The organism is Deinococcus sp. AJ005 (assembly GCF_009017495.1).
Classification (GTDB): Bacteria; Deinococcota; Deinococci; order Deinococcales; family Deinococcaceae; genus Deinococcus.
Window position 1 is genome coordinate 1,685,321 of record NZ_CP044990.1, and the last position, 19,538, is coordinate 1,704,858.

Annotated in this window: 22 protein-coding genes; 10 read left to right on the plus strand and 12 right to left on the minus strand. The window is 64.4% G+C overall.

Going from position 1 to position 19,538, the window contains the following annotated elements; genetic code table 11:
- Positions 1 to 14: 14 nt before the first annotated feature.
- From DAAJ005_RS09895 to sucC, 5 genes are all read right to left on the minus strand, one after another.
- Positions 15 to 764, minus strand: a complete 750-nt coding sequence (locus tag DAAJ005_RS09895) for an alpha/beta fold hydrolase (protein ID WP_151846975.1) — start codon at positions 762 to 764, stop codon at positions 15 to 17.
- Entirely contained in the window at positions 761 to 1,498 is a 738-nt protein-coding gene (locus DAAJ005_RS09900) for an alpha/beta fold hydrolase (protein ID WP_370519813.1), read from the minus strand. The genes DAAJ005_RS09895 and DAAJ005_RS09900 overlap by 4 nt, the downstream gene beginning before the upstream one ends.
- A gap of 214 nt (positions 1,499 to 1,712) precedes the next feature.
- Positions 1,713 to 2,282 carry a hypothetical protein gene (locus DAAJ005_RS09905; protein WP_151846976.1) on the minus strand — a complete coding sequence of 190 codons (570 nt, stop codon included), beginning with the start codon at positions 2,280 to 2,282 and terminating at the stop codon, positions 1,713 to 1,715.
- 150 nt (positions 2,283 to 2,432) lie between these two features.
- Positions 2,433 to 3,338 (minus strand): succinate--CoA ligase subunit alpha, encoded by a 906-nt coding sequence (gene sucD / locus DAAJ005_RS09910; RefSeq protein WP_151846977.1) that lies wholly within the window; start codon positions 3,336 to 3,338, stop codon positions 2,433 to 2,435.
- The gene (gene sucC, locus DAAJ005_RS09915) at positions 3,338 to 4,513 is read right to left on the minus strand and encodes an ADP-forming succinate--CoA ligase subunit beta (protein WP_151846978.1); all 1,176 of its coding nucleotides are present in this window, start codon (positions 4,511 to 4,513) and stop codon (positions 3,338 to 3,340) included. The genes sucD and sucC overlap by 1 nt, the downstream gene beginning before the upstream one ends.
- Positions 4,514 to 4,710: 197 nt before the next feature.
- On the opposite strand from sucC, the gene DAAJ005_RS09920 reads away from it, so the two are divergent.
- The 3 genes from DAAJ005_RS09920 (at position 4,711) to DAAJ005_RS09930 (ending at position 6,731) form a co-directional block, all read left to right on the plus strand.
- Positions 4,711 to 5,760, plus strand: a complete 1,050-nt coding sequence (locus tag DAAJ005_RS09920) for a Xaa-Pro peptidase family protein (RefSeq protein WP_151846979.1) — start codon at positions 4,711 to 4,713, stop codon at positions 5,758 to 5,760.
- 47 nt (positions 5,761 to 5,807) lie between these two features.
- Positions 5,808 to 6,110: a septal ring lytic transglycosylase RlpA family protein gene (locus DAAJ005_RS19295; RefSeq protein WP_151846980.1), complete on the plus strand. Its 303-nt coding sequence runs from the start codon at positions 5,808 to 5,810 to the stop codon at positions 6,108 to 6,110.
- A gap of 159 nt (positions 6,111 to 6,269) precedes the next feature.
- Positions 6,270 to 6,731 (plus strand): YbjN domain-containing protein, encoded by a 462-nt coding sequence (locus DAAJ005_RS09930; RefSeq protein WP_151846981.1) that lies wholly within the window; start codon positions 6,270 to 6,272, stop codon positions 6,729 to 6,731.
- 157 nt (positions 6,732 to 6,888) lie between these two features.
- Here the strand turns inward: DAAJ005_RS09930 and pepF are convergent, their stop codons facing one another.
- From pepF to DAAJ005_RS09960, 6 genes are all read right to left on the minus strand, one after another.
- Positions 6,889 to 8,712 (minus strand): oligoendopeptidase F, encoded by a 1,824-nt coding sequence (gene pepF / locus DAAJ005_RS09935; protein ID WP_151846982.1) that lies wholly within the window; start codon positions 8,710 to 8,712, stop codon positions 6,889 to 6,891.
- Between the two features lie 66 nt (positions 8,713 to 8,778).
- Positions 8,779 to 9,645: a lysine biosynthesis protein LysX gene (gene lysX / locus DAAJ005_RS09940; RefSeq protein ID WP_151846983.1), complete on the minus strand. Its 867-nt coding sequence runs from the start codon at positions 9,643 to 9,645 to the stop codon at positions 8,779 to 8,781.
- 79 nt (positions 9,646 to 9,724) lie between these two features.
- A complete protein-coding gene (gene lysW / locus DAAJ005_RS09945) occupies positions 9,725 to 9,898 on the minus strand; it encodes a lysine biosynthesis protein LysW (RefSeq protein ID WP_029476825.1) in 174 nt (57 codons plus the stop codon).
- Between the two features lie 49 nt (positions 9,899 to 9,947).
- Positions 9,948 to 10,304, minus strand: coding sequence for a hypothetical protein (locus DAAJ005_RS09950; RefSeq protein ID WP_192930724.1), 357 nt, complete (start codon positions 10,302 to 10,304; stop codon positions 9,948 to 9,950).
- Positions 10,305 to 10,327: 23 nt separating this feature from the next.
- Positions 10,328 to 10,840 (minus strand): homoaconitate hydratase, encoded by a 513-nt coding sequence (locus DAAJ005_RS09955; RefSeq protein ID WP_151846984.1) that lies wholly within the window; start codon positions 10,838 to 10,840, stop codon positions 10,328 to 10,330.
- A gap of 94 nt (positions 10,841 to 10,934) precedes the next feature.
- Positions 10,935 to 11,642, minus strand: coding sequence for a hypothetical protein (locus DAAJ005_RS09960; protein WP_151846985.1), 708 nt, complete (start codon positions 11,640 to 11,642; stop codon positions 10,935 to 10,937).
- 89 nt (positions 11,643 to 11,731) lie between these two features.
- On the opposite strand from DAAJ005_RS09960, the gene DAAJ005_RS09965 reads away from it, so the two are divergent.
- The 5 genes from DAAJ005_RS09965 to DAAJ005_RS09985 are packed head-to-tail and all read left to right on the plus strand — an operon-like array spanning position 11,732 to position 17,011.
- Complete coding sequence (locus DAAJ005_RS09965; protein ID WP_151846986.1) at positions 11,732 to 13,984, plus strand: heavy metal translocating P-type ATPase; 2,253 nt, start codon at positions 11,732 to 11,734, stop codon at positions 13,982 to 13,984.
- Entirely contained in the window at positions 13,984 to 14,232 is a 249-nt protein-coding gene (locus DAAJ005_RS09970; RefSeq protein ID WP_151846987.1) for a glutaredoxin family protein, read from the plus strand. Before DAAJ005_RS09965 ends, DAAJ005_RS09970 begins: the two co-directional genes overlap by 1 nt.
- A gap of 23 nt (positions 14,233 to 14,255) precedes the next feature.
- Entirely contained in the window at positions 14,256 to 14,669 is a 414-nt protein-coding gene (locus tag DAAJ005_RS09975) for a helix-turn-helix transcriptional regulator (RefSeq protein ID WP_151846988.1), read from the plus strand.
- Positions 14,656 to 15,099 carry a hypothetical protein gene (locus DAAJ005_RS09980; protein ID WP_226342370.1) on the plus strand — a complete coding sequence of 148 codons (444 nt, stop codon included), beginning with the start codon at positions 14,656 to 14,658 and terminating at the stop codon, positions 15,097 to 15,099. Before DAAJ005_RS09975 ends, DAAJ005_RS09980 begins: the two co-directional genes overlap by 14 nt.
- A 40-nt stretch (positions 15,100 to 15,139) precedes the next feature.
- On the plus strand, positions 15,140 to 17,011 hold the full coding sequence (locus tag DAAJ005_RS09985; RefSeq protein ID WP_151846989.1) for an ABC transporter ATP-binding protein: 1,872 nt from the start codon (positions 15,140 to 15,142) through the stop codon (positions 17,009 to 17,011).
- Here DAAJ005_RS09985 and DAAJ005_RS09990 read toward each other — a convergent pair.
- On the minus strand, positions 16,995 to 17,921 hold the full coding sequence (locus DAAJ005_RS09990) for a hypothetical protein (protein WP_226342371.1): 927 nt from the start codon (positions 17,919 to 17,921) through the stop codon (positions 16,995 to 16,997). The genes DAAJ005_RS09985 and DAAJ005_RS09990 overlap by 17 nt on opposite strands.
- Before the next feature lie 148 nt (positions 17,922 to 18,069).
- On the opposite strand from DAAJ005_RS09990, the gene gmk reads away from it, so the two are divergent.
- Together gmk and DAAJ005_RS10000 are read left to right on the plus strand one after the other, a co-directional pair.
- The gene (gene gmk, locus DAAJ005_RS09995; protein ID WP_151846990.1) at positions 18,070 to 18,795 is read left to right on the plus strand and encodes a guanylate kinase; all 726 of its coding nucleotides are present in this window, start codon (positions 18,070 to 18,072) and stop codon (positions 18,793 to 18,795) included.
- An 8-nt stretch (positions 18,796 to 18,803) separates the two neighbouring features.
- The gene (locus tag DAAJ005_RS10000) at positions 18,804 to 19,322 is read left to right on the plus strand and encodes a macro domain-containing protein (RefSeq protein WP_151846991.1); all 519 of its coding nucleotides are present in this window, start codon (positions 18,804 to 18,806) and stop codon (positions 19,320 to 19,322) included.
- Positions 19,323 to 19,538 lie beyond the last annotated feature (216 nt).

A 19,538-nucleotide genomic window follows, 5' to 3' on the forward strand; every position in this document is an offset into this window, starting at 1 on the left:
GAAAGTTTTATGCCCTACTGGTTGACCGCCTTCAGAAAGTCTAGAGTGTAGCGGGCCACTGTGCGCGGAAAGACGTCGGTCAGAGCGTGCGTTCCGCCCTTAATTTCGCAGAAGTAGGCAGAGGGAATCGCTTCGCGGATGGCCTCCAGCGTCCACAGGCGAATTACCGGATCGGAGGTTCCGTCGATCAGCAGGGTCGGCACCTTGATCTGTGGAAGCAGGGGGCCAGTGTAGTGATGGTCCTGATCCTGGGCCAGCTTGAGCATCCGGCGCACGCCGCAGTGGGCGTAGGCGCGCAGGCCGGGAATAAGCAGGCCCAGCCTCTCGCGGGGAAGGTCGACGAGCAGCCGGACGAGCTGGGCAAACACGCTGGGATTCTCGGGAATGCCGGTGGGGGCACAGGCGATCAGTGCACCCACGTGCGCTGGATAACGGGCGGCCAGATCAAAGGCCACCTCTCCCCCCAGCGAGTGCCCGAAAACAGATGCGCCCTTCAGTCCCGCCGCGTCCAGCCAGCCCGCCAGATGATCGGTCAGTTGCTCAATGCAGTCCGGCAGATGGCGCATCCCCTGGCTGTAGCCGTGGCCGGGCGGGTCATAGACATAGACCGTGCGGCTGCGCGCCAGCTCACGCGAGACGCGCACATACATCCACGAGGCGCAGCCCAGGCCCGGCACGATCACCAGCGGCGGCCCACTGCCACGCACCCAGGCGTGGGTGGACAGGCCATCGACATCCAGATACAGCGCGTGTCCCTGACTCATTCTGCGGCCTGCGGACCATCGACAAAATTCAGCACGGCGGCGTTGAATTCCTCTGGCGCGTCCACCATGACCACATGCCCGGCGTGCGGAATAACCTTCAGCCGTGCCCCGGCAATCGAGTGGGCCAGCATCTGTCCCAGCGGCAGCGGCACCAGGGCGTCACGCTCGCCCCAGACCACCAGAGTTCTGGACGTGATCATGGGCAGGCAGTCCTGCACACTGTCCTTGAGCAGATCACTGGCGTTGCGCCACAGGTTCAGCGGGCCGGCCAGCAAAGCGTCGGTCAGGATGCGTGGCACAAAGCGTTTACGTCCGGTGATCAGCGCACGCGGCAGATTCAGGGCAGTGCGGTAGGCGCTGGCCTTCAGCAGACCACTGGCACACACCAGCACCAGATTCTCGATGCGCTGCGGGTGACCCGCCGCCAGCCGGATACAGATGTGGCCGCCCATCGAGTGACCGATCAAGGTAATGTCCTGCAAATCCTCGGCGTCTAGCCAGTCTGCGATCAGGGCCGCACTCTCGCGCACGGATAGGGAACGCTGGCGGCGGGATGAACCGTAGCCGAGCAGGTCCAGAGTGTAGACCCGGTGACGTTCGCTCAGTGCCTTGAGGTTTCTGCGCCACCAACGTCCAGAGCCACTCAGCCCATGCACCAGCACTATCGGCGACCCCTCCCCCGAGACGCGGTAATGCATCTTCACTCCTGAACGCTCGTAGATACCGCTGGACACGCTGGGAAGGATAGCGTGTCGCTTCTGGAGGGTTGCGACGCGACAGTAAAGATAAAGAATATCAACAAGTGAAATTATTCACGATAAATCTAATTCGTGAAAATAATATTGTCTTTGCTCAACCTATTGCTCTCCATTCGTTTTGTTACCCGCTCGAAGCTAGGTGAGGGCCTCTGCATTCCCTCCCCACCCTGTTTCTTTGCCAACAAGTGTGCTAGCGCCCAAGCGAGAGGGTGACCACAGTCCCGTCAGGATAGGTTTTCACGTTGACTGCGCGCCCCACATCCACCAGAAAGGCGTTCCAGCCCTTTTTGAGTGCCACCTGGTAGCCCTTGTTCGCACTCACGGTCACATCGGCGCTGACCCAGGGAACGAACAGCGAAGCCTTGCCCACCATTGGGCTGACTTCACGCAGGGCCTCGTTGTCGTCGTGACGAGCGTTACCGTTCTGATCGCGGTACACGAAGAATTTCAGCTCACCTGCCTGCGCGGCGGCGCTAATCTGCACCGGATCGATCACGCCAGGCCAGGACACGTTCTGCGCGGTCAATATGGCCTGCGCGCGGGCGGGCGGCGCGGCGGCGGGAATGTCGAGCCGAAAGCTTCCGCTATCCAGGGGCGCACTGACCAGTTCCTGCACGGGCTGCCCGAACGGCGTGACCGCGAAGCCCCCGATCCGCGACTCCGGGGTGACGCTGCCCTGCACCATGCCCGTGACGGTCAGGGCCGACGCTGTGGGCATGGTCAGGCCCAGCGCCAGAGACAGCAGAAAGCGGGTATTCATGGGTCCAGTGTATTCCGTGCGGCTGATCTGGACGTGACTCCCACGTTTATCAAGCTGGCCAGATCGAAGGCAACGTGCCAGAGAAGACACATCAGGGAATAGAAAAGGAGAATGCCAATCTAATGGCATTCTCCCCTCAAACAGCTTGAATTACTTGTTCAATGCGGCCTTGACCAGATCGATGATCTCGGGCATGGTGTCGGCCACCGGCACATTGGCGTCCGCAAAGGCGGCCAGCTTGCTCTCGGGGGTTCCGACGTTGCCCATGATGATGGCTCCGGCGTGCCCCATGCGCTTGCCGGCGGGGGCGCTGCGCCCGCTGATAAAGGCCACGACGGGCTTCTTCATGTTGTGCTTGATGTACTCGGCGGCGGCTTCCTCATCCGCGCCGCCGATTTCACCGATGACCACAATGGCGTCGGTGCCTTCGTCGGCCTCGAACATGGGCAGCACGTCAGCGAAAGTGGTGCCGATCACGGGATCGCCGCCGATGCCCACGGTGGTGGAGGTGCCCATTCCGGCGTCGTTCAGCAGCTTGGCCGCTTCATAGGTCAGGGTGCCGCTGCGGCTGATCAGGCCGATGCGTCCGGGTTTGGTGTAGATCTTGTTGGGCATGATGCCCACCTTGGCTTCCCCATTGGTGACCAGACCGGGGCAGTTGCCGCCGATCAGACGCACGCCCTCGCCGCCGTGTTCGCGGCTCTGGGCGTCGAGCATCTTGACTTCCTGCACGGCCTTCATCATGTCCACCGTGGGCACGCCCTCGGTAATCAGAATGACCAGCGGAATGCCCGCGTGGGCCGCTTCCAGCACGGCGTCAGCGGCTCCGGCGGGGGGCACGAAGATGATGGACACGTTCGCGCCCGTCGCCTCTTTGGCCTCGGCCACCGAGTTGTAGATCGGCCAGCCCTCGAAATCCATACCGCCCTTGCCGGGGGTCACGCCTGCGACGACCTGGGTGCCGAATTCCTTCATGGCGCGGCTGTGGCTTGCGCCCTCGCGTCCGGTCATGCCCTGAACGATGACCTTGCTGTCTTTGTTAACGAGAATGCCCATTACTTGTTCTCCACAGTTTTGGCTGATGCAGCGTTGGCTTCCTTGGCGGCTTCGGCGGCGGCATCGAACATATTGGGGTACATCTGGATCAGGGGGCTGTTGACTTCCGCCAGCAGCGCCTTGGCTTCTTCCTCTGCCGTGCCCGCGATCCGCATACGAACGGGCTTGGTCAGAATGCCATCCTGAAGGGCCTGAATGACACCCTTGGCCACTTCATCGGCGCGGGTAATGCCGCCAAAGATGTTGATGAAGATCGCCTTGACGTCCGTGTCCTTGGAAACCAGCTTGACCGCGTTGTAGACGATCTCGGCCTTCGCGCCGCCCCCGATGTCCAGGAAGTTGGCGGGCTTGGCCCCGGCGCGGTTGACCACGTCCAGCGAGGTCATCACGATGCCTGCGCCGTTGCCCAGCACACCCACGTTGCCGTCGTCGAGTTTGACGTAGGCGAAGCCGTACTTGCTGGCCTCGATTTCCAGGGGGTGTTCGGCCTCCATCTCGCGCCAGTCAGCAAGATCCTTGTGGCGGTACATGGCGTTGTCGTCGATCTCGAACTTGGTGTCCAGGGCCAGAGGGGTGCCGCTGGCATCCACGAACAGCGGGTTGATCTCCACCAGCACGGCGTCGCGCGCCAGCGCGGCCTGGCTGAGCTTGACCATCATGTCGGCGATCTTGTTCAGGTTGCCCTTGAAGCCCGCCTGAATGGCCACCGCGCGCGCCTCGTAGGGGCGCAGGCCGGTGATCGGATCGACGCGGTAATGCACGATCTTCTCGGGGGTCTCTGCGGCCACTTCCTCGATGTCCACGCCGCCCTCGGCGGAGGCCATCAGGGTAAAGCTCTGGACGTTGCGGTCCACGATCATGCCGATGTAGTACTCGACGCCCGCATCGATATCGACAGCGCGGGTCACCAGCACCTTGTTGACGGTCAGGCCCTTGATGTCCATGCCCAGGATCTTCTCGCCGTTCTCGTAAGCCTTGTCGGGGGTGGGGCTGAACTTGACGCCGCCCGCCTTGCCGCGTCCGCCGACATGGACCTGGGCCTTGACGACCACAGCGTCGCCGTAATCGCGCGCGATCTGACGAACCTCGTCGGGGGTCTTGGCGACCCGTCCTTCCTGCACGTTGACGCCGAACTGGCGCAGGATTTCCTTGCCCTGATATTCGTGAAGTTTCACGTTTCTCCCTCCTTGGGGCGGCCTGGGTGGGCCTGTACTCAAAATCTGGTGTTGTCCCGATAGAGGAGTATAAGCGTCCTGTCAGATTGGCGCGCACTTTCACGGGCAAAACCTTAACGGCGGGTTGTCTCCTGAACGGGGACAGGGGAAAGCGGCAGCACGAACGGGCGGCGGCCAAGATGTTAGCGTCTTGATTTATGAGCCGACTGGAACAGTTGAGAGACGCGATGAAAGACGCGGGCGTGACGGGATTGTGGGTCAGCCACCCGGCCAACGTGCGGGCGCTGACGGGTTTCACGTCGCCCGAGGACGGCAAGGTACTGGTCACGGCGGACGGGGCCACGCTGTATACCGACGCCCGCTACACCGTGCAGGCGCGCGAGGAATCGGAGCTGCCGCAGTTCATCGCCCGGCCCCCGGAAACGTTTAAGCACGCGGCAGAAGGTGTCAAGGGGAAGCGCGTGGGGTTCGAGGCCGACAGCCTGACGGTGGCGGGCCTGGAAGATCTGAGAGAACACTGGCCGGACGCCGAACTGGTGCCACTGCGCAGTCTGATTCAGGGTCTGCGGCAGATCAAGACGGCGGACGAGATCGCGGCAATTCGGGCGGCGCAGGACCTGGCCGATGGGGTCTTTGCTGAGGTCCGCCCCCTGATCGTCGCCGGAGCGCGGGAACTGGACATCGCGCTGGAGATCGAGACGCGGTTGCGGAAGGCCGGGGCCGGGAGTGCCTTCGGCGTGATCGTGGCGAGCGGGCCGCGCGGGGCCATGCCGCACGGACACGCCTCAGCGCGGGTGATCCAGGACGGGGAACTGGTGACGGTGGACATGGGTGCGTGTCTGAACGGTTACAACAGCGACATGACGCGCACGGTGGCCGTGGGTCAGCCCTCGGATGAGATGCGGCGGGTCTACAACGCAGTGCTGGAAGCCGAGGAAGCGGCCATCAAAGCCGTGAAGCCAGGCGTGCGTGCCGCCGATCTGGACCGAATCGCGCGCGAAATCCTGACCGGGCATGGGCTAGGCGAGGCGTTCGTGCATTCGCTGGGCCACGGCGTCGGGTTGGAGGTCCACGAGGGGCCGGGGCTGCGCGGAACGAGTGAGGACGTGCTTGAACCGGGCATGGTCATTACCATCGAACCCGGCGCGTACCTGCCGGACGTGGGCGGCGTGCGGATCGAGGACCTGCTGCTGGTCACGGAAAACGGCTATGAAGTCCTGAGCCGCTCGCCGAAAGAAACGGTTTGAGGCGGCTTGCTCTGGCTCTAGCGCTGATCCTCTCTCCTCTTGGCAGCATGAACCTGGGGACGGCCAGCGCCTCCTCGGGCGTGTTTCAGAGCGGTTCAGCTGTTTATTACGGCGGGCGGGCGGCGCGTGGAACCATCATGACCGCCGCCCACCGCAGTCTGCCTTTCGGCACCTGGGTCCGCGTGACACATTCCGGTACGGGCCGCAGCGTGGACGTGATGGTCAATGACCGGGGGCCGTTCGGCAATTCGCGGCGCATCATCGATCTTTCGCGCTCCGCCGCCGCCTCGCTGGGCATGCTGGGTCAGGGCGTCGCACCCGTGACCCTGCGGATTCTGTCCAGACCCTGAAGGCACACCCCCCGCACTCTGCACCTGGGTTCAAGGTTTCGTGATGGCGGCGGGTGTTAGAATCGTTCGGGCTTGAAATTACACCGCGACTGTACACCACACCTGCGGATCACGATTTTGTAGAGTGACGCTCTACCCCACTTTAAGGAGATGGTTTTGATGACGATGGAAACGGCACTGCTGACCCTGGACACGCTGGCGAAGTACCTGAAGGAAAAAGAAGTCCAGATGGACATGGAAGAGAACAACGGCCAGCGCTTTATTCGTATGGGCTGGCGCTTCGAGATGGGCGACGCCGCCGTGCTGGTCAGCGTCAACGACGGCCCCAACAACACCTCGCGCCTGGAGGTCACCTGCGTGACCCAGAAGACCTACACCGAACGCCGTGAAGAAGTGGTCAACATGCTCAATGACCGCAACCGCGAGCGCGCTTTTGCCCGTAGCATCGATGCCGACGGCAACGTCTGGCTGGAGTACGTAGGCTTCTACCCCACCCTGGCCGAGATGCCCCAGGAAACCTTCGACACGCTGTTCGGCGGCGTGCTGATGCACTTCCAGGACGATTACGCCACGCTGGAAGGCTTCGTCCCCGGACCCCAGTTGCAACAGCCTCAGGCCTGAGTCAACGGAGTGGGCGGGTTGATCCCCGCCTCTCTTTCATCTCTATCAAGTGAAAAGATTCACGATAATTTCTATTCGTGAAATTTTTGTCCGATATAAAAGCTAGATGGGGAATCGTGGTCCTGCAATCCACGATTCCCGACTTTCAGACCGTTCTTTACTGCCGTTCTGCCAGCAACTCTTCCAACCGGTCCACGTACCCGGCCAGCGTGCGGAAGGTGGCCTCCACAGGCTCCGGACTGAGCATGTCCACTCCGGCCTCCTTCAGCGCGTCGATGGGATCGAGACTGCCGCCGGACTTCAAGAAACGCAGGTAATTCTCGCGGGCGGCGTCCTCATTCTCGCCAAACTGTTCGAGAAGCTGATGCGCCGCGCTGATACCGGTGGCGTACTGATAGGCATAGAAATTGGCGTACAGGTGGGTGGAAAACTGCGCCCACAGGATGCCGCTGCGCTCGCGGTCCATCTTCACGCCGTCGCCGTAACCCTGTGAAAGCAGATCGGCGGTCAGGGTGTTCAGATCGGGGGCACTGAGGGTGCCGCCCGCCTCGATGCGGCGGTAACACTCCAGCTCAAAGGCCGCCAGCGTGGGCATGATGAAGAAATAGCGGTGGAAGTTGCCCAGCGCCTCCTCGATGATGGCGATTTCCAGCGTGGTGTCCTCGGCGGCGCGGGCCTGCTTGAGCAGATGCTGGCGGACCATAGCCTGGTTGAAGTTGCTGGCGACCTCGGCATGGAACAACGTGTAGCGCGGCACCGAATACGCGTGTTCGCGCATGGACAGCAGCGAGTGCATGGAGTGGCCGATCTCGTGGGCCAGGGTGCTGTAGCTGCCCAGCGTACCGTTCCAGGTCATGAAGATGAACGGCTTGACCCGTCCGCCACCGTTGCTATACGCGCCCTGGCGTTTGCCGTCGTTCTCAGCGTAGTCAGTCCAGCGGTCCTCCGTGAGGCCGAAACGCATGTCCTTAACGTAGTCCTCGCCCAGCGGGGCCATACCTTCGGCGATCCAGTCCACGGCCTGCGCGTACTCCACCTTGCGGGGCGGGACCAGGGAGGCTTTCACGTCGTACTCACGCAGCTCTTTCAAGCCCAGCCAGTCGCGGCGCACCCGCCAGTAGCGGTGCCAGATGGGGGTGTTGGCGCGGTAGGTGTCCAGCAGCGTGGTCAAGACTTCGGTGGGAATACGATCTGGGGCCAGCGAGGCGGTGATGGCATCCGGATAGTTGCGGGCGCGGGCCAGGAAGACACTCTGGCGGACGTTGGTTGCGTACATCGCGGCCTGGGAGTGGCGGGCGGCCAGATGGGCGTCGGCGTAGTTTTCCCAGGCTTCACGCCTGACCTCGCGGTCCGGGCCGCTGACCAGACTGTCCACGTTTCCCTGCGTGACCGGGGTGCCGCCTGCCGTGCCGAAGCGCAGGTCCATGTTCGCCAGTGCCGGATGGATGCCGCGCTCAGAGGCGAAGGGGGCGGCCACGGCGCCCAGCAGTTCCTCGATTTCGCCGCTGCGGACGTGGGGGCGGTTTCGCAGAATGCGTTCCAGGCGCACCCGCTGATCGGCGAAGTCGGGCTGAGACAGCCAGCCGGACACCGTGGCCTCGTCCAGCGCCAGCAGTTCGGGCCGGAAGAAAGCGGACACGCTTCCGTAGCGGGCGGCAATGCTGCTGGCACGGTCCCGGCGAGCGGCAGCTTCCGCGTCGTGGCCGTCCACGCTGGCGGTCATGCTGGCGTAGGAAAAAAAGCGACTCAGACGCAGCTCTACGTCGTCGGCCACTTTCAGGTAGGTCAGCAGGGACTCGGGGCTGTTCAGTTGCCCGGCATAGGCCGCTAGGGCGTCGATGGACCCCGGCAGCGCCTGAGCCTCGGCTTCCCAGGCCCCAGGCGTAGCAAACAGCGCCTCAATGTCCCAGGTCTGTTCACGCGCTACGTCGGCGCGGGCAGGAAGAGTGCGGGGCTGACTACTGGATTGTGATGCTGTCATGCTCCCGAGGCTAGAGCATTCGGGATGAAAAAGTCAGCGGGGAACGTGAATCAGATGTCTAACTCATTATCCAAGCAGCCCAATCGCGTATTCGCCCATCTTGCGGGGAATATCCACGCCCGTGGTGGACACGCTGTTCTTGAATTCCATGGTGTGATTGATCTCGATGACCAGCAGACCGCCCCACTCGTTCTGGCGTTGCGGGTCCTCTACCAAGTCGATGGCGACGATTCGCCCGTCTACAGCGGCAGCAGACCGGACGGCGAGGTCCGCGATTTCGGGCGTGACCTCACAGTTGCTGGCCTTCGCGCCGCGCGCCGTGTTGGTGATCCAGTGTTCAGACGTGCGGTAGATCGCGCCGATGCACTCACCGCCGATCACGAAGGCGCGGATGTCGCGCTCGGGCTTGTGGATCAGCTCCTGCACGTAGAAGATGCCGTGCTGTGGGCCGCCCAGCACTTCCTTGTGTTCAATCACGGCCTCGGCGGCGTCGCGGTCATTGAGCTTGCTGACCATGCGCCCCCAGGACCCGACGGTGGGCTTGAGAACCAGCGGATAACCCAGAGATTCGATCTGTTCTAGCGCGGCGTCGCCGTCGAAAGACACTCCGGTGCGCGGCGTGGGCAGGCCAGCGGCGTACAGGCGGGCATTCGTCGCCAGCTTGTCGCCGCACAGTTCGATGACGTGGCCGGGGTTGATCACCTGCACGCCGAAGCCTTCCAGCGCGCGGGTCACCGCATGGCCGCGCGTCTGGCTGACACAACGCTCGATGGCCACCTTCCACGGCACGGCGGCTGCGCCCGCATCATCGAAGGTCAGTTTCAGGTGGGGAACGTAGACCTTGTCGTAGGGCGTGCCCAGGGCGTCCAGCGCCTCAAAGAGCATCTTCTCGTCGGGGCGGATGCGGTCATAAAGAACGGCAAGTTCGGCCATAGCAAAAGCAGGGAGAGAGCCTCTCAGCAGAGGGCGGTCAGCGCAACACTGCTCTGACCGCCCGACACTGAAAAAGGCTCTACTCTCCCCAGTCCTCCGCTTCCTGCGGGGCGGCTTCCAGGCGGGGCGGGTCCACCGAAACCACTTCGTATTCCACGCCAGTTTCGTCGTCGATCACCAGTTCGCCCAGTTCGGGGTTGTTCAGTTCGATGGGTGCGCCGGTATCCGGGTTTTCAAATTGAATGGCAGTCATAGTTTCTCCTCTCGTTTGACAGGTTAAAGCGTATCAGTCTTTTCGGTTGCTATTGGCTAGACAGAGGATTGGCGTCCGGTCCGTCCTCGAACTCCAGTTCGATCCCCGCCTGACAGTGCGGGCAGCTCACGATGCTGACCTCGGAGCCGTCGTCGGCCTGTACGGTGGGCGCGGTGGCGAGCATGTCCTCGGTGACCTCAAACTCCTCGCCGCAGTTGGGGCAGGTGGTCAGGATGCCCAGCAGTTCCAGCTCGAAGTCCTCGCCGCCGCCGCTACGGGTGACTTCCATCTCGGCGTTGCACGAGTCGCACACGATCACGTCCCCTGGCTGCAATTCGGCGCGGTCCTGATCGCTCAGTTCCAGCACCTCGCCGCAGACGGGGCATTCAATTTCCAGCGTTGCCATAAGGCACAGTTTAAGGGGTCTGGTTACGGGGTCTGGTCTGAAGTGGGCTTCTCGCCCGGAAAGCGTCCGTGCTTCTTGAAGAAGGCCAGAATGCTGCCCTCGGCCAGTGCCTCGCGCAGAAATTCGGGCGGGGGCGGAAGCTGCACGGTGCCGCGCGGGTGGGTCAGGACGCCCGTGTCGATGTTCAGCGTGACCTCTTCCCCGTCTTCCAGCACGCCAGTGAGGTCAGCCTCGAAGGCGGGGATGCCCAGATTCAGCAGGTTGCGGTAGTGGATGCGCGCGAAACTGGGAGCGACGATGGCCCCTACCCTCAGCTTCTTGAGGGCCTGCGGAGCGTACTCGCGGCTGCTGCCCAGGCCCCAGTTGCGCCCGCCGATCAGGAGGTCGCCGGGCCGCACCTCTGCGGCAAATTCGGGGCGGGTGTAGTGGAAGGCGAAGGTCTGGAACACGTCCTCGCCGGCCATGAACGGCGCGAACTTGCCGGGCAGGATGTCGTCGGTGTTCACGCTGTCGCCAAATTTCCAGACGCGGGGCATGGGGGAGTATGGCGCGCGGGCGCGGGTCTAAGGGTCTAAAGGTCTAAAAGTCTAAGGAAAAAGCAGTTCGTCTTTCCTTGGGACCCTTGACCCCTCACGGCTTTTCCCAGTCGATCACGTCGCGGTGGCGCAGGTAAAAAAGAAACTGGGAACCCAGCAAGACGATGTTGAACAGGACAGCGGACAGCACCCGGCCCGACAGCTCGTAGAACTTGCCCAGCGTGGTGTAGGGGCGCTGTGGCGTGATGAACAGCATCACCGCGAGGGACAGCACGAACACCACCAGCATAACGAGCAGGACGTATTTGTTCTCCTGGTAAAAGCCGCTCCAGGCCCGGCCTCTCGACGTGTGGATGTGCCCGCTGGTCAGGTTCGTTCGCACACCGTCCACGCTCAGGGCCAGGGTCACGCGGGTTCCGGCGGAAAAAGCGAAGGTCTTCTCCCGGAGCAACCGCTCCGTCAGGCGTTCGGTGCGGTCCTGGACCTCGGTCAGGTGGACCCCAAACACGCGCACCACCACGAACTTGCCGCCGTCGAGGGTGTTGACCAGCCCCGGCAGACTCTGACCCGCCTGCGGCCAGGACAGCAGGATCAGTGCCCCGGCCCGAACCTCGGCGCGGTCATGGGCGATCACCAGATTGATGACCGCCTCGCCGTGTTCCGTGAGCGAACCGTCGGCGTTACGCAGGGGCATGAAACGCCAGCCGCTGAACACCCGCTCCCACAGCGCATGATCGTGAATATCCGCGCCAGGGGCCACGGGAATCACGCAGATAGAGCGCAGGTAGTTGGCGGCGGGCATGACCCAGAGGCTACTTCAATCTGCCTGCCGTCTCTCCGGTGCCCCGCTGATTCACGATATCTGAGCAGTCATTCATATATACTCCCCGTATGGATTCCTCTTCCCCAATCTCCGGTGCCGCGCCCCTGGTGTACTTCGTGGATGGCATGGACTGTGCCACTTGTGTGCAGAAGGTGGAGCAGATGGTGAACCGCCTGCCCGGCACGGCGGGGGTCAAGACCAGTTTCTCGAAGCAGACCCTCAAGCTCGAACTGGACGAAACGCAGACGCCGCGCGCCACGCTGGAAAAGAACCTCAAGGCCCTGGGCTACACGCCGTCCGTGCTGGAAACGGCGCAGTCGGCGCAGAGCAAAACCGCCTCCTCACACGCGGATCAAGACGGCGAGGGACAGGACCACGCTGGACAAGTCCATGAGGTGCTGTCCGCCGGAACGCCGTGGTACGCGGGCAAGCAGGGCAAACTGGTGATCTTTTCGGGGGTGCTGCTGGCGCTGGCCTGGGGCTTCGGCTTTATCGAGCCGGGACTGTCGGTGTACGGCTATGTTGCGGCCACGATTCTGGGGGTGTGGCCGCTGGCAAAGCAGGCGTGGGCCAGCGCGCGGCTGGGCGATCCGTTCTCGATCAACATGCTGGTGTCGCTGGCCGCCATCGGCGCAGTCGCTATCGGGCAGGCGGCAGAGGGCGCGGTGGTGGTCTTCTTCTTCGCCATCGGGGAACTGCTGGAGGGCGTGGCGGCGGGCCGGGCGCGGGCGGGGATTCAGGCGCTGGCGGCGCTGGCTCCCAAGACGGCTTTGCTGGTGGAAGGCAACGGCACGCGCGAGGTTCCCGCCAACTCGCTCCAGATCGGGCAGACCGTGCAGGTGCGCCCCGGCGGACGGGTTCCGGCAGACGGCACCATCACGGCAGGAACCTCCAGCCTGGACGACAGCCCGGTGACCGGCGAGAGCATGCCCGTGACCAAGACCGTGGGCGACAGCGTCTTTGCGGGCAGCATCAACACCGACGGCGTGCTGAGCATTCAGGTGGACAAGGAAGCCAGCGACAACACCATCGCCCGGATTATCGAGCTGGTGGAGGAAGCCGAGGGCAGCAAGGCGGCCACCGCTCGCTTTATTGACCGCTTCAGCCGCTACTACACGCCGGGGGTGGTGCTGGTCTCGGCGCTGGTGGCTGTCGTTCCACCGCTTTTCCTGGGAGCCATGTGGGAGCCGTGGCTGTACAAGGGCATCACGCTGCTGCTGATCGGCTGCCCCTGCGCGCTGGTGCTGAGCGTGCCTGCGGCCATTACCAGCGGCATCAGCGCGGGAACGCGGCGCGGGTTGCTGATCAAGGGCGGCGCGGCGCTGGAAACCATTGGCACGGTCAGGACGGTGGCCTTCGACAAGACGGGCACGCTGACGGCAGGCAAACCGCGCGTGACGGATGTGCTGGGAGCGGGCGTGTCCGAGAGTGAAGTCCTGCGGCTGGCTGCGGCTGTGGAAGCGGGCAGCTCTCATCCGCTGGCGCAGGCGATTGCGAAGGAGGCCGCACGGTTGAATGTCACGGCCCCCGCCGCGCAGGACGCCAAAGCCATTGCGGGGAAAGGCGTGACCGCGACGGTGGAGGGACGCACCCTGTTCATCAGCTCGCCCCAGCATGCGGCCAGCACGTTAAATGTGGCCCCCGATCTTCAGAGCAAATTGACCGCGCTGGAGGAGGCGGGCAAGACAGCAGTGGTGCTGCACAGCGCAGACGAGATTCTGGGCGTGCTGGCGATCCGCGACGAACCCCGCGCGGACGCCCGCGAGGCTATTGCCCGCCTCAAAGCGATGGGCGTGAATACCGTCATGCTGACGGGCGACAACGCACGCACGGGCCGGGCTATCGCTGCCGGGCTGGGGCTGGAGGTGCAGGCGGAGCTGCTGCCCGAAGACAAGCTGCGCCTGATTGCCGAGCTGAAGAAACATGGCGGCGTGGCGATGGTGGGCGACGGCATCAACGATGCCCCGGCGCTGGCGCAGGCCGATGTGGGGATTGCGATGGGCGGCGGCACCGACGTGGCGCTGGAAACGGCGGACGCGGCCCTGCTGCGCGAGCGGGTAAGCGACGTGGCCGATCTGGTGCAACTGTCGCGCGACACCATGAGCAACATCAAGTGGAATATCGCCTTTGCGCTGGGCCTCAAAGCCATCTTTCTGGTCACGACGCTGCTGGGCTACACCAACCTGTGGATGGCGATTCTGGCCGACACCGGGGCGACGGCAATTGTCACGGCGAACGCGCTGCGGCTGCTGGGCTGGAACGGCGGCTCCGTCAAAAAAGCCTCAGCGCCGTCTGGCCTGCCCGCGCCTGGGAGCGTGTGATGCCAGACATCACCGTTTACACCGTGCCCAACTGCGCCGATTGCGAGGCGGTCAAGCGGCTGCTGAAGAGCAAGGGAGCCGCCTTCACCGAGAAGAACGTGCAGGAAGACCCGGCGGCGCTGACGGAGATGCAGCAGAAGGCCAACGTGCGAATCGCACCCGTGACGGTCATTGGTGATCAGGTCTTCTACGGCTTTTTTGATGACCAGCGGCCCGGCATTCTGGCGGCGCTGGAACCTGCAAAATGACGGGCCTGCGCTACACTGAGCAAATGATAATCGCCTCTCAAGAAGGCACAGTTCCGCAGGAAGGTACAGTTCTGCAAGCAGGCACAGGTCCAGAGGGCATCTGCGAAGTCAATTGCGTCCATCCCGAAGCGGTGGCGGAGGCGCGGGCCGCCTTGCCGGACGGGCGCGACGTGGAAACCGCCTCCGCGTTTCTGAAACTGGTGGCCGATCCCACGCGCCTGCGGCTGCTGAGTGCCCTGAACACCCGCGAGCTGTGTGTCTGCGATCTGGCGGCGGTGGTGGGCCTGTCCGAGAGCGCCGTGAGCCATCAGCTCCGGCTGCTGCGGGCCGGGCGGGTGGTGGCCTTCCGCAAGGCGGGGCGGGTGGCCTATTACCGCCTGCTGGACCACCACGTCACCACGTTGATCGAGAGTGCCCTTGAACATGCCAGGGAATAGAACTGGACAGTGGCTCAGGCTGGGCGCATTTCTGGCTGCGTTCGCCTTGCTGGGGGCCTTCGCGGGCGGCTGGCTGGCGCGGCAACTTCAGGCGCGGGGGCCGCTGTACTGCATCTCGCAGACGGGAAAACTCTGGAACGGCGTTGCTCCCCTTCCATCCGGCTTTCAGCCTGAATGCCCGCAGAGCGGGAGCTACCGGGCGGAAGTGCGCTCCGGCGATACGCGCGTGGAGCAGTACCGCATTCAGGGCTGGGAACCCCGCGCCCTGCTGGCCGCCATGAAAGCCGGAGGCTACCTCCAGATCACCGACGAGCCGATTGGGCCGGGCAATTACTCGGCGTTCCTGGGCCGCGCGGGCGTGCCGGAAGTTCAGTATCTGGCGAATCAGGAAGGCGACACGACGCTGATCACGCTGAGCGGACGGCCTTAATTACCTTCGCCACCACGGAATTGCGGCAGACTCGGCGCGAATGACCCGGCCACCCAGATTCGATACAGCTCCAAAAACTCCAATTCAAAGTGAAAATCTGCCCCTCTCGCACCGGCTGCGTGATCTGGCCGACACGCTGGGGCTGGTGTGGCGGGCCAGCCCCCGGCACAGCATCATTTTTGCGGCCACCACCTTGATCGCAAGCGCCCTGCCTGCCGCCAACCTCTACGTGGGCAAGCTGCTGCTGGACGAGGTGGCGCAGGCGGCGGGCGGCGGCGTGACCTACGCGGCGCTGCTGACCCTGCTGGCCATTCAGGTGGCGCTGGGCGTGTTCGGCAGCCTGCTGAGTACGGTGGGCACGGCCTCGCAGCAACTGCTGGGCGACAGCCTGCAACACAGCGTCAGCCGCCGGATTCTGGACAAGGCGTCGGGCCTAAGCGTGGAAGCCTTCGAGAACGCCGACACGTATGACCGGCTGCAACAGGCGTACCGCGAGGTGGGTTCGCGTCCGCTGGGGGTAGCGACGCAACTGGTGGGGCTGGCGGGGGCCGCCGTCACCCTGATCTCGGTGGGCGCATTGATGGCCCGGCTGGGCGTGTGGGTGCTGCCCCTTGTGCTGCTGGCCAGCGTGCCGGGGGTGATCGTCAGCAACCGCTTCGGCATCCAGGGCTACCAGATGCTGCGCCGCCAGACCCACGACGCCCGCGTGCAGAACTACCTGGGCAGCCTGCTGACCTCGGACACGCTGGTCAAGGAAGTACGCCTCTTCGGCTTCGAGGGCCACCTGTTGGAGCGCTGGCGCAGCTATTACCTGGGCTTCCGCAAAACGCTGGAGGATCTGGTGCGCCGCCGCTCGGGGTGGGGCTTTGGCGCGGCGCTGGCTTCCGCGCTGCTGATTGGTCTGGCGAGCGCGCTGATTCTGCGGCGGGCGGCAGACGGTCAGATCAGCGTGGGTGACTTTTCCATCTTCGTGCTGGGCATCGTGCAGGTGCAGGCCACCGTGAGCAATCTGCTGAACGGCGTCAGCGGCATTTACCAGAACCTGCTGTATATGCGAAACCTGTTCGGCTTTCTGGAGCTGCCCAGCCGCGATCTGGACGCCGGGGAGGTTTGGGCCGGCCCAATCGACACGATTGAATTCAAAGAGGTGGGGTTCCGCTATCCGCTGACCGAGCGCGACGTGCTGCGCGGCGTGAACTTCACCGTGCGGCGCGGGCAGGCGCTGGCGCTGGTGGGCGAGAACGGCGCGGGCAAGACCACCCTGGTCAAGCTGCTCACGCGGTTGTTCGAGCCGAGCAGCGGAACCATTTTGCTGAACGGCATGGACGCCGCTCTGTTCAGCCCGCGCAGCGTGCAAAAGCAGATGAGCATCATCTTTCAGGATTTCGGCCAGTACCAGATGAGCGCCCGCGAGAACGTCGCGCTGGCCGAGGTGGCGCGGCTCTCGGAGGAAGGCGTCGTGGAAAGCGCCGTGGAGCGGGCCGGCGCAGAGTTCGTGGACGACTTGCCGGAAGGGCTGGACACGCCGCTGGGCCGACTGTTTCAGGGCGGGCGGCAGCTCTCGGGTGGGCAGTGGCAACGGCTGGCGCTGGCGCGGCTGTATTTCCGGGACGCCTCGGTGCTGGTCTTCGACGAGCCGACGGCGGCGCTGGACGCCCGCGCCGAATCGGAGACCATCGAGGCGCTGCGGGCGCAGACCACGGACCGCATCACGCTACTGATATCGCACCGCTTTTCCACCGTCCGACTGGCCGATCAGATCGTGGTGCTGGACGGCGGCGTGATCGTGGAATCGGGCAGCCACGCGGAGCTGCTGGCACGCGGGGGGCAGTACGCGGCGCTGTACAACTTGCAGGCGCGGGGCTACGGCGTCACGGAGCACGGGACGGCGGAAGTCAGCGGCCCGGCTTGACGTCGTTGCGGGTGTCTTCCGCCTTCCAGGCTGCGGCAATTTCGGCGGCCTTGCCCGCCACCCAGGCCAGCGCGTCGCTGTTGGGAAACGAGATGGCGCTGTGGTCTTCGCGCGAGGAGATGAAACGCTCGATGCCCGTGCGGGTGCCGTCCAGGCGCACATTGGGCGTCAGCTCGAACAGGTAGTTGACCGGCCAGCCGCCGCTGACGCCAGGGCGGGCGGGCAGGCGTTTACTCTGCACCTCCAGATCGCGGGCGACATTGGGCCAGACGATGTCCTTGACCCCCACCGTGCGCCCGGCCACCGAGAAGGCGTCGCAGGCGTGCATCGGGGAAGGCTCGCTGCCATACACGTCGCCCAGCGCCCGGATCCCGTTTCCGAAATCGCCCTTCCAGGCCACACAGATGCCGTCCAGATCGACTTGCAGGGCAATCGGCACCCCCGGATTGACGCGGCTTAGATGGTGCAACCACACCGATCCCTGCGAGTGGCCCAGCAGCACCAGCCGGGGCGGTTTCGCCGACTTCATCCAGGTGTTTTTGATCCGCTCGAAATCTGAACGCAGCGCCTCATAGCCGTGCTGGGGACCGCCGATGTACTCGGAGGAAAAGGTGGCGGCGGCGTTGCTGGCGTATCCCGAGACCTGGGTGCGCTCCCCCGCTGCCGTGAACACATCGGCCAGTCGGTCCAGCGTGCCGCGCGATCCCAGGTAATCCCAGTTGTCGCGCGGGGCGAGACAAGGCGGCGCGCAACGGCCCGACATGCTGAAGATCACCACGTCCGGCGGCGGGCCGTTCAGGTTCAGGGCCGGGGTGCGGGCCGGATGCACCACATACAGCGGCGTGCAGCCCACCAGCGCCAGCACGCACAGCAGCGGGGCCAGCAGACGGAGGGGGGGACGCAGAGACACCCTCCAGTTTAGGCACGAACAGGCGACCCGGATATGGGCGCGGCTTTCCTTTGCGGCCACACCCGGCGGGGGCAGGCCACCGCCACGGCCCCTAGGCCAATTGTTCCCCCTTTCCCGCAAGTGCGCGTTGCGGGTATTCTGGACGGCAATGACGCTCGATCAGGCCGAACCTTCCACACTTTCCACCGAACCTTCCGCCTCCCGCCGGGGCCTGTTGATCGTGATCACGGGCGCGTCCGGCGTCGGCAAGGGTACCCTGCGCGAACGCTGGCTGGCCGGGCAGGACGTGTTCTACAGCACGTCGTGGACCACCCGCGAGGCCAGGGCCGGGGAACGTCACGGCGTGGATTATGTGTTCGTGCCGCCGGAAGTCTTCGAGAGCAAGGCCAGGGCAGGCGGCTTTCTGGAACACGCCGCCTTCGTGGGCAACCGCTACGGCACGCCCATCGAACCCATCGAGGCCGCGCTGGCACGCGGGCAGGACGTGGTGCTGGAAATCGAGGTGGAGGGGGCCATGCAGGTCAAGGCCCGCATGGGCGCTGAGGCCGTGCTGGTCTTCATCATGCCGCCCAGCCTGACCGAGCTGCGCCGCCGTCTGGAGGGCCGCGCCACCGAGACCCCCGAGCGCGTCGAGAAACGCCTGCGCCGCGCCCGCGAGGAGATTCAGGAGGCCCACGCCTTCCGCTACGTGATCGTGAACGACGATCTGGACCGCGCGGTGGACGAGTTGCGGGCCGTGCAGCGCGCCGAGCGGGCCGCGCAGGTGCCGCGTGAGGAGTGGAGCGACGAGGACCGGGCGGCGGTGGCAGCGGCGCAGGCCGTGAAAAGTGAGAGTCTGGACGCGGCACATTTGCAGCGCGTCGTGGATTCTTAAGGCCGGGTGTGCCACTTGAAATTGTTCAGGGGGATATCGCCGCGCAGGACTGCGCCGCCGTCGTCACAGCCGCAAACAAGGAACTGATGGGCGGTGGGGGCGTGGACGGAGTGATCCACCGTGCCGCCGGGCCGGAGTTACTGCGCGCCATTCGCAGGATCGGCGGCACGCCCACCGGAACTGCCGTGATCACCCCAGCGTTCGAGCTGGAGAAAAATGGCGTGCAGTACGTGATTCACGCTGTCGGCCCGATCTGGCGCGACGGTCAGAGTGGCGAGGCCGAACTGCTGGCCGGGGCGTACCGCCGCAGTCTAGAACTGGCGGTGGAGAATGGCTGCGCGTGTGTCGCCTTTCCCGCCCTCAGCACGGGGGTTTACGGGTATCCCGTCCAGAAAGCCGCGCCCGTGGCCCTGGCGACGATTCTGGAATTTCTGAACGGGCAGCCTGAACTGACGGTCCGCATGGTGCTGTATGACGTGGGCAGCCTGCATGTCTTTCAGCGGGCGCTGGCACGGCTGGCGGGCTAGTCGGGCAGCGCAGTCATACGGATTCCGTCTGTTTCGCGCAGAAATCGGGACAGCGCCGATTCCTGCACTCCACGCCCGGAACCCGTTTTTCTCCTTCTCGCCATCGTCGCGAACAGACGCCCATGAGGACGCTGCTCCTCCCGTTCGGATTTCCAAGTGTTTTCAACACCTTTCAATCAGAGTCCGTATCAGCCGCCTCAAAGTCCACGCTCATGC

What these genes read in the sequence shown, in the direction of transcription:
- pepF (WP_151846982.1), bottom strand. Translation starts at nt 8,712, where the DNA reads ATGACAGCATCACAATCCAGTAGTCAGCCCCGCACTCTTCCTGCCCGC.
- DAAJ005_RS09960 (WP_151846985.1), bottom strand. Translation starts at nt 11,642, where the DNA reads ATGCCCGCCGCCAACTACCTGCGCTCTATCTGCGTGATTCCCGTGGCC.
- DAAJ005_RS09905 (WP_151846976.1), bottom strand. Translation starts at nt 2,282, where the DNA reads ATGAATACCCGCTTTCTGCTGTCTCTGGCGCTGGGCCTGACCATGCCC.
- lysX (WP_151846983.1), bottom strand. Translation starts at nt 9,645, where the DNA reads ATGGCCGAACTTGCCGTTCTTTATGACCGCATCCGCCCCGACGAGAAG.
- gmk (WP_151846990.1), top strand. Translation starts at nt 18,070, where the DNA reads ATGACGCTCGATCAGGCCGAACCTTCCACACTTTCCACCGAACCTTCC.
- DAAJ005_RS09985 (WP_151846989.1), top strand. Translation starts at nt 15,140, where the DNA reads ATGACCCGGCCACCCAGATTCGATACAGCTCCAAAAACTCCAATTCAA.
- DAAJ005_RS09920 (WP_151846979.1), top strand. Translation starts at nt 4,711, where the DNA reads ATGAGCCGACTGGAACAGTTGAGAGACGCGATGAAAGACGCGGGCGTG.
- DAAJ005_RS09980 (WP_226342370.1), top strand. Translation starts at nt 14,656, where the DNA reads ATGCCAGGGAATAGAACTGGACAGTGGCTCAGGCTGGGCGCATTTCTG.
- DAAJ005_RS09930 (WP_151846981.1), top strand. Translation starts at nt 6,270, where the DNA reads ATGACGATGGAAACGGCACTGCTGACCCTGGACACGCTGGCGAAGTAC.
- lysW (WP_029476825.1), bottom strand. Translation starts at nt 9,898, where the DNA reads ATGACTGCCATTCAATTTGAAAACCCGGATACCGGCGCACCCATCGAA.
- DAAJ005_RS09955 (WP_151846984.1), bottom strand. Translation starts at nt 10,840, where the DNA reads ATGCCCCGCGTCTGGAAATTTGGCGACAGCGTGAACACCGACGACATC.
- DAAJ005_RS09975 (WP_151846988.1), top strand. Translation starts at nt 14,256, where the DNA reads ATGATAATCGCCTCTCAAGAAGGCACAGTTCCGCAGGAAGGTACAGTT.
- sucD (WP_151846977.1), bottom strand. Translation starts at nt 3,338, where the DNA reads ATGGGCATTCTCGTTAACAAAGACAGCAAGGTCATCGTTCAGGGCATG.
- DAAJ005_RS09970 (WP_151846987.1), top strand. Translation starts at nt 13,984, where the DNA reads ATGCCAGACATCACCGTTTACACCGTGCCCAACTGCGCCGATTGCGAG.
- DAAJ005_RS09965 (WP_151846986.1), top strand. Translation starts at nt 11,732, where the DNA reads ATGGATTCCTCTTCCCCAATCTCCGGTGCCGCGCCCCTGGTGTACTTC.
- DAAJ005_RS09950 (WP_192930724.1), bottom strand. Translation starts at nt 10,304, where the DNA reads ATGGCAACGCTGGAAATTGAATGCCCCGTCTGCGGCGAGGTGCTGGAA.
- DAAJ005_RS09895 (WP_151846975.1), bottom strand. Translation starts at nt 764, where the DNA reads ATGAGTCAGGGACACGCGCTGTATCTGGATGTCGATGGCCTGTCCACC.
- DAAJ005_RS19295 (WP_151846980.1), top strand. Translation starts at nt 5,808, where the DNA reads ATGAACCTGGGGACGGCCAGCGCCTCCTCGGGCGTGTTTCAGAGCGGT.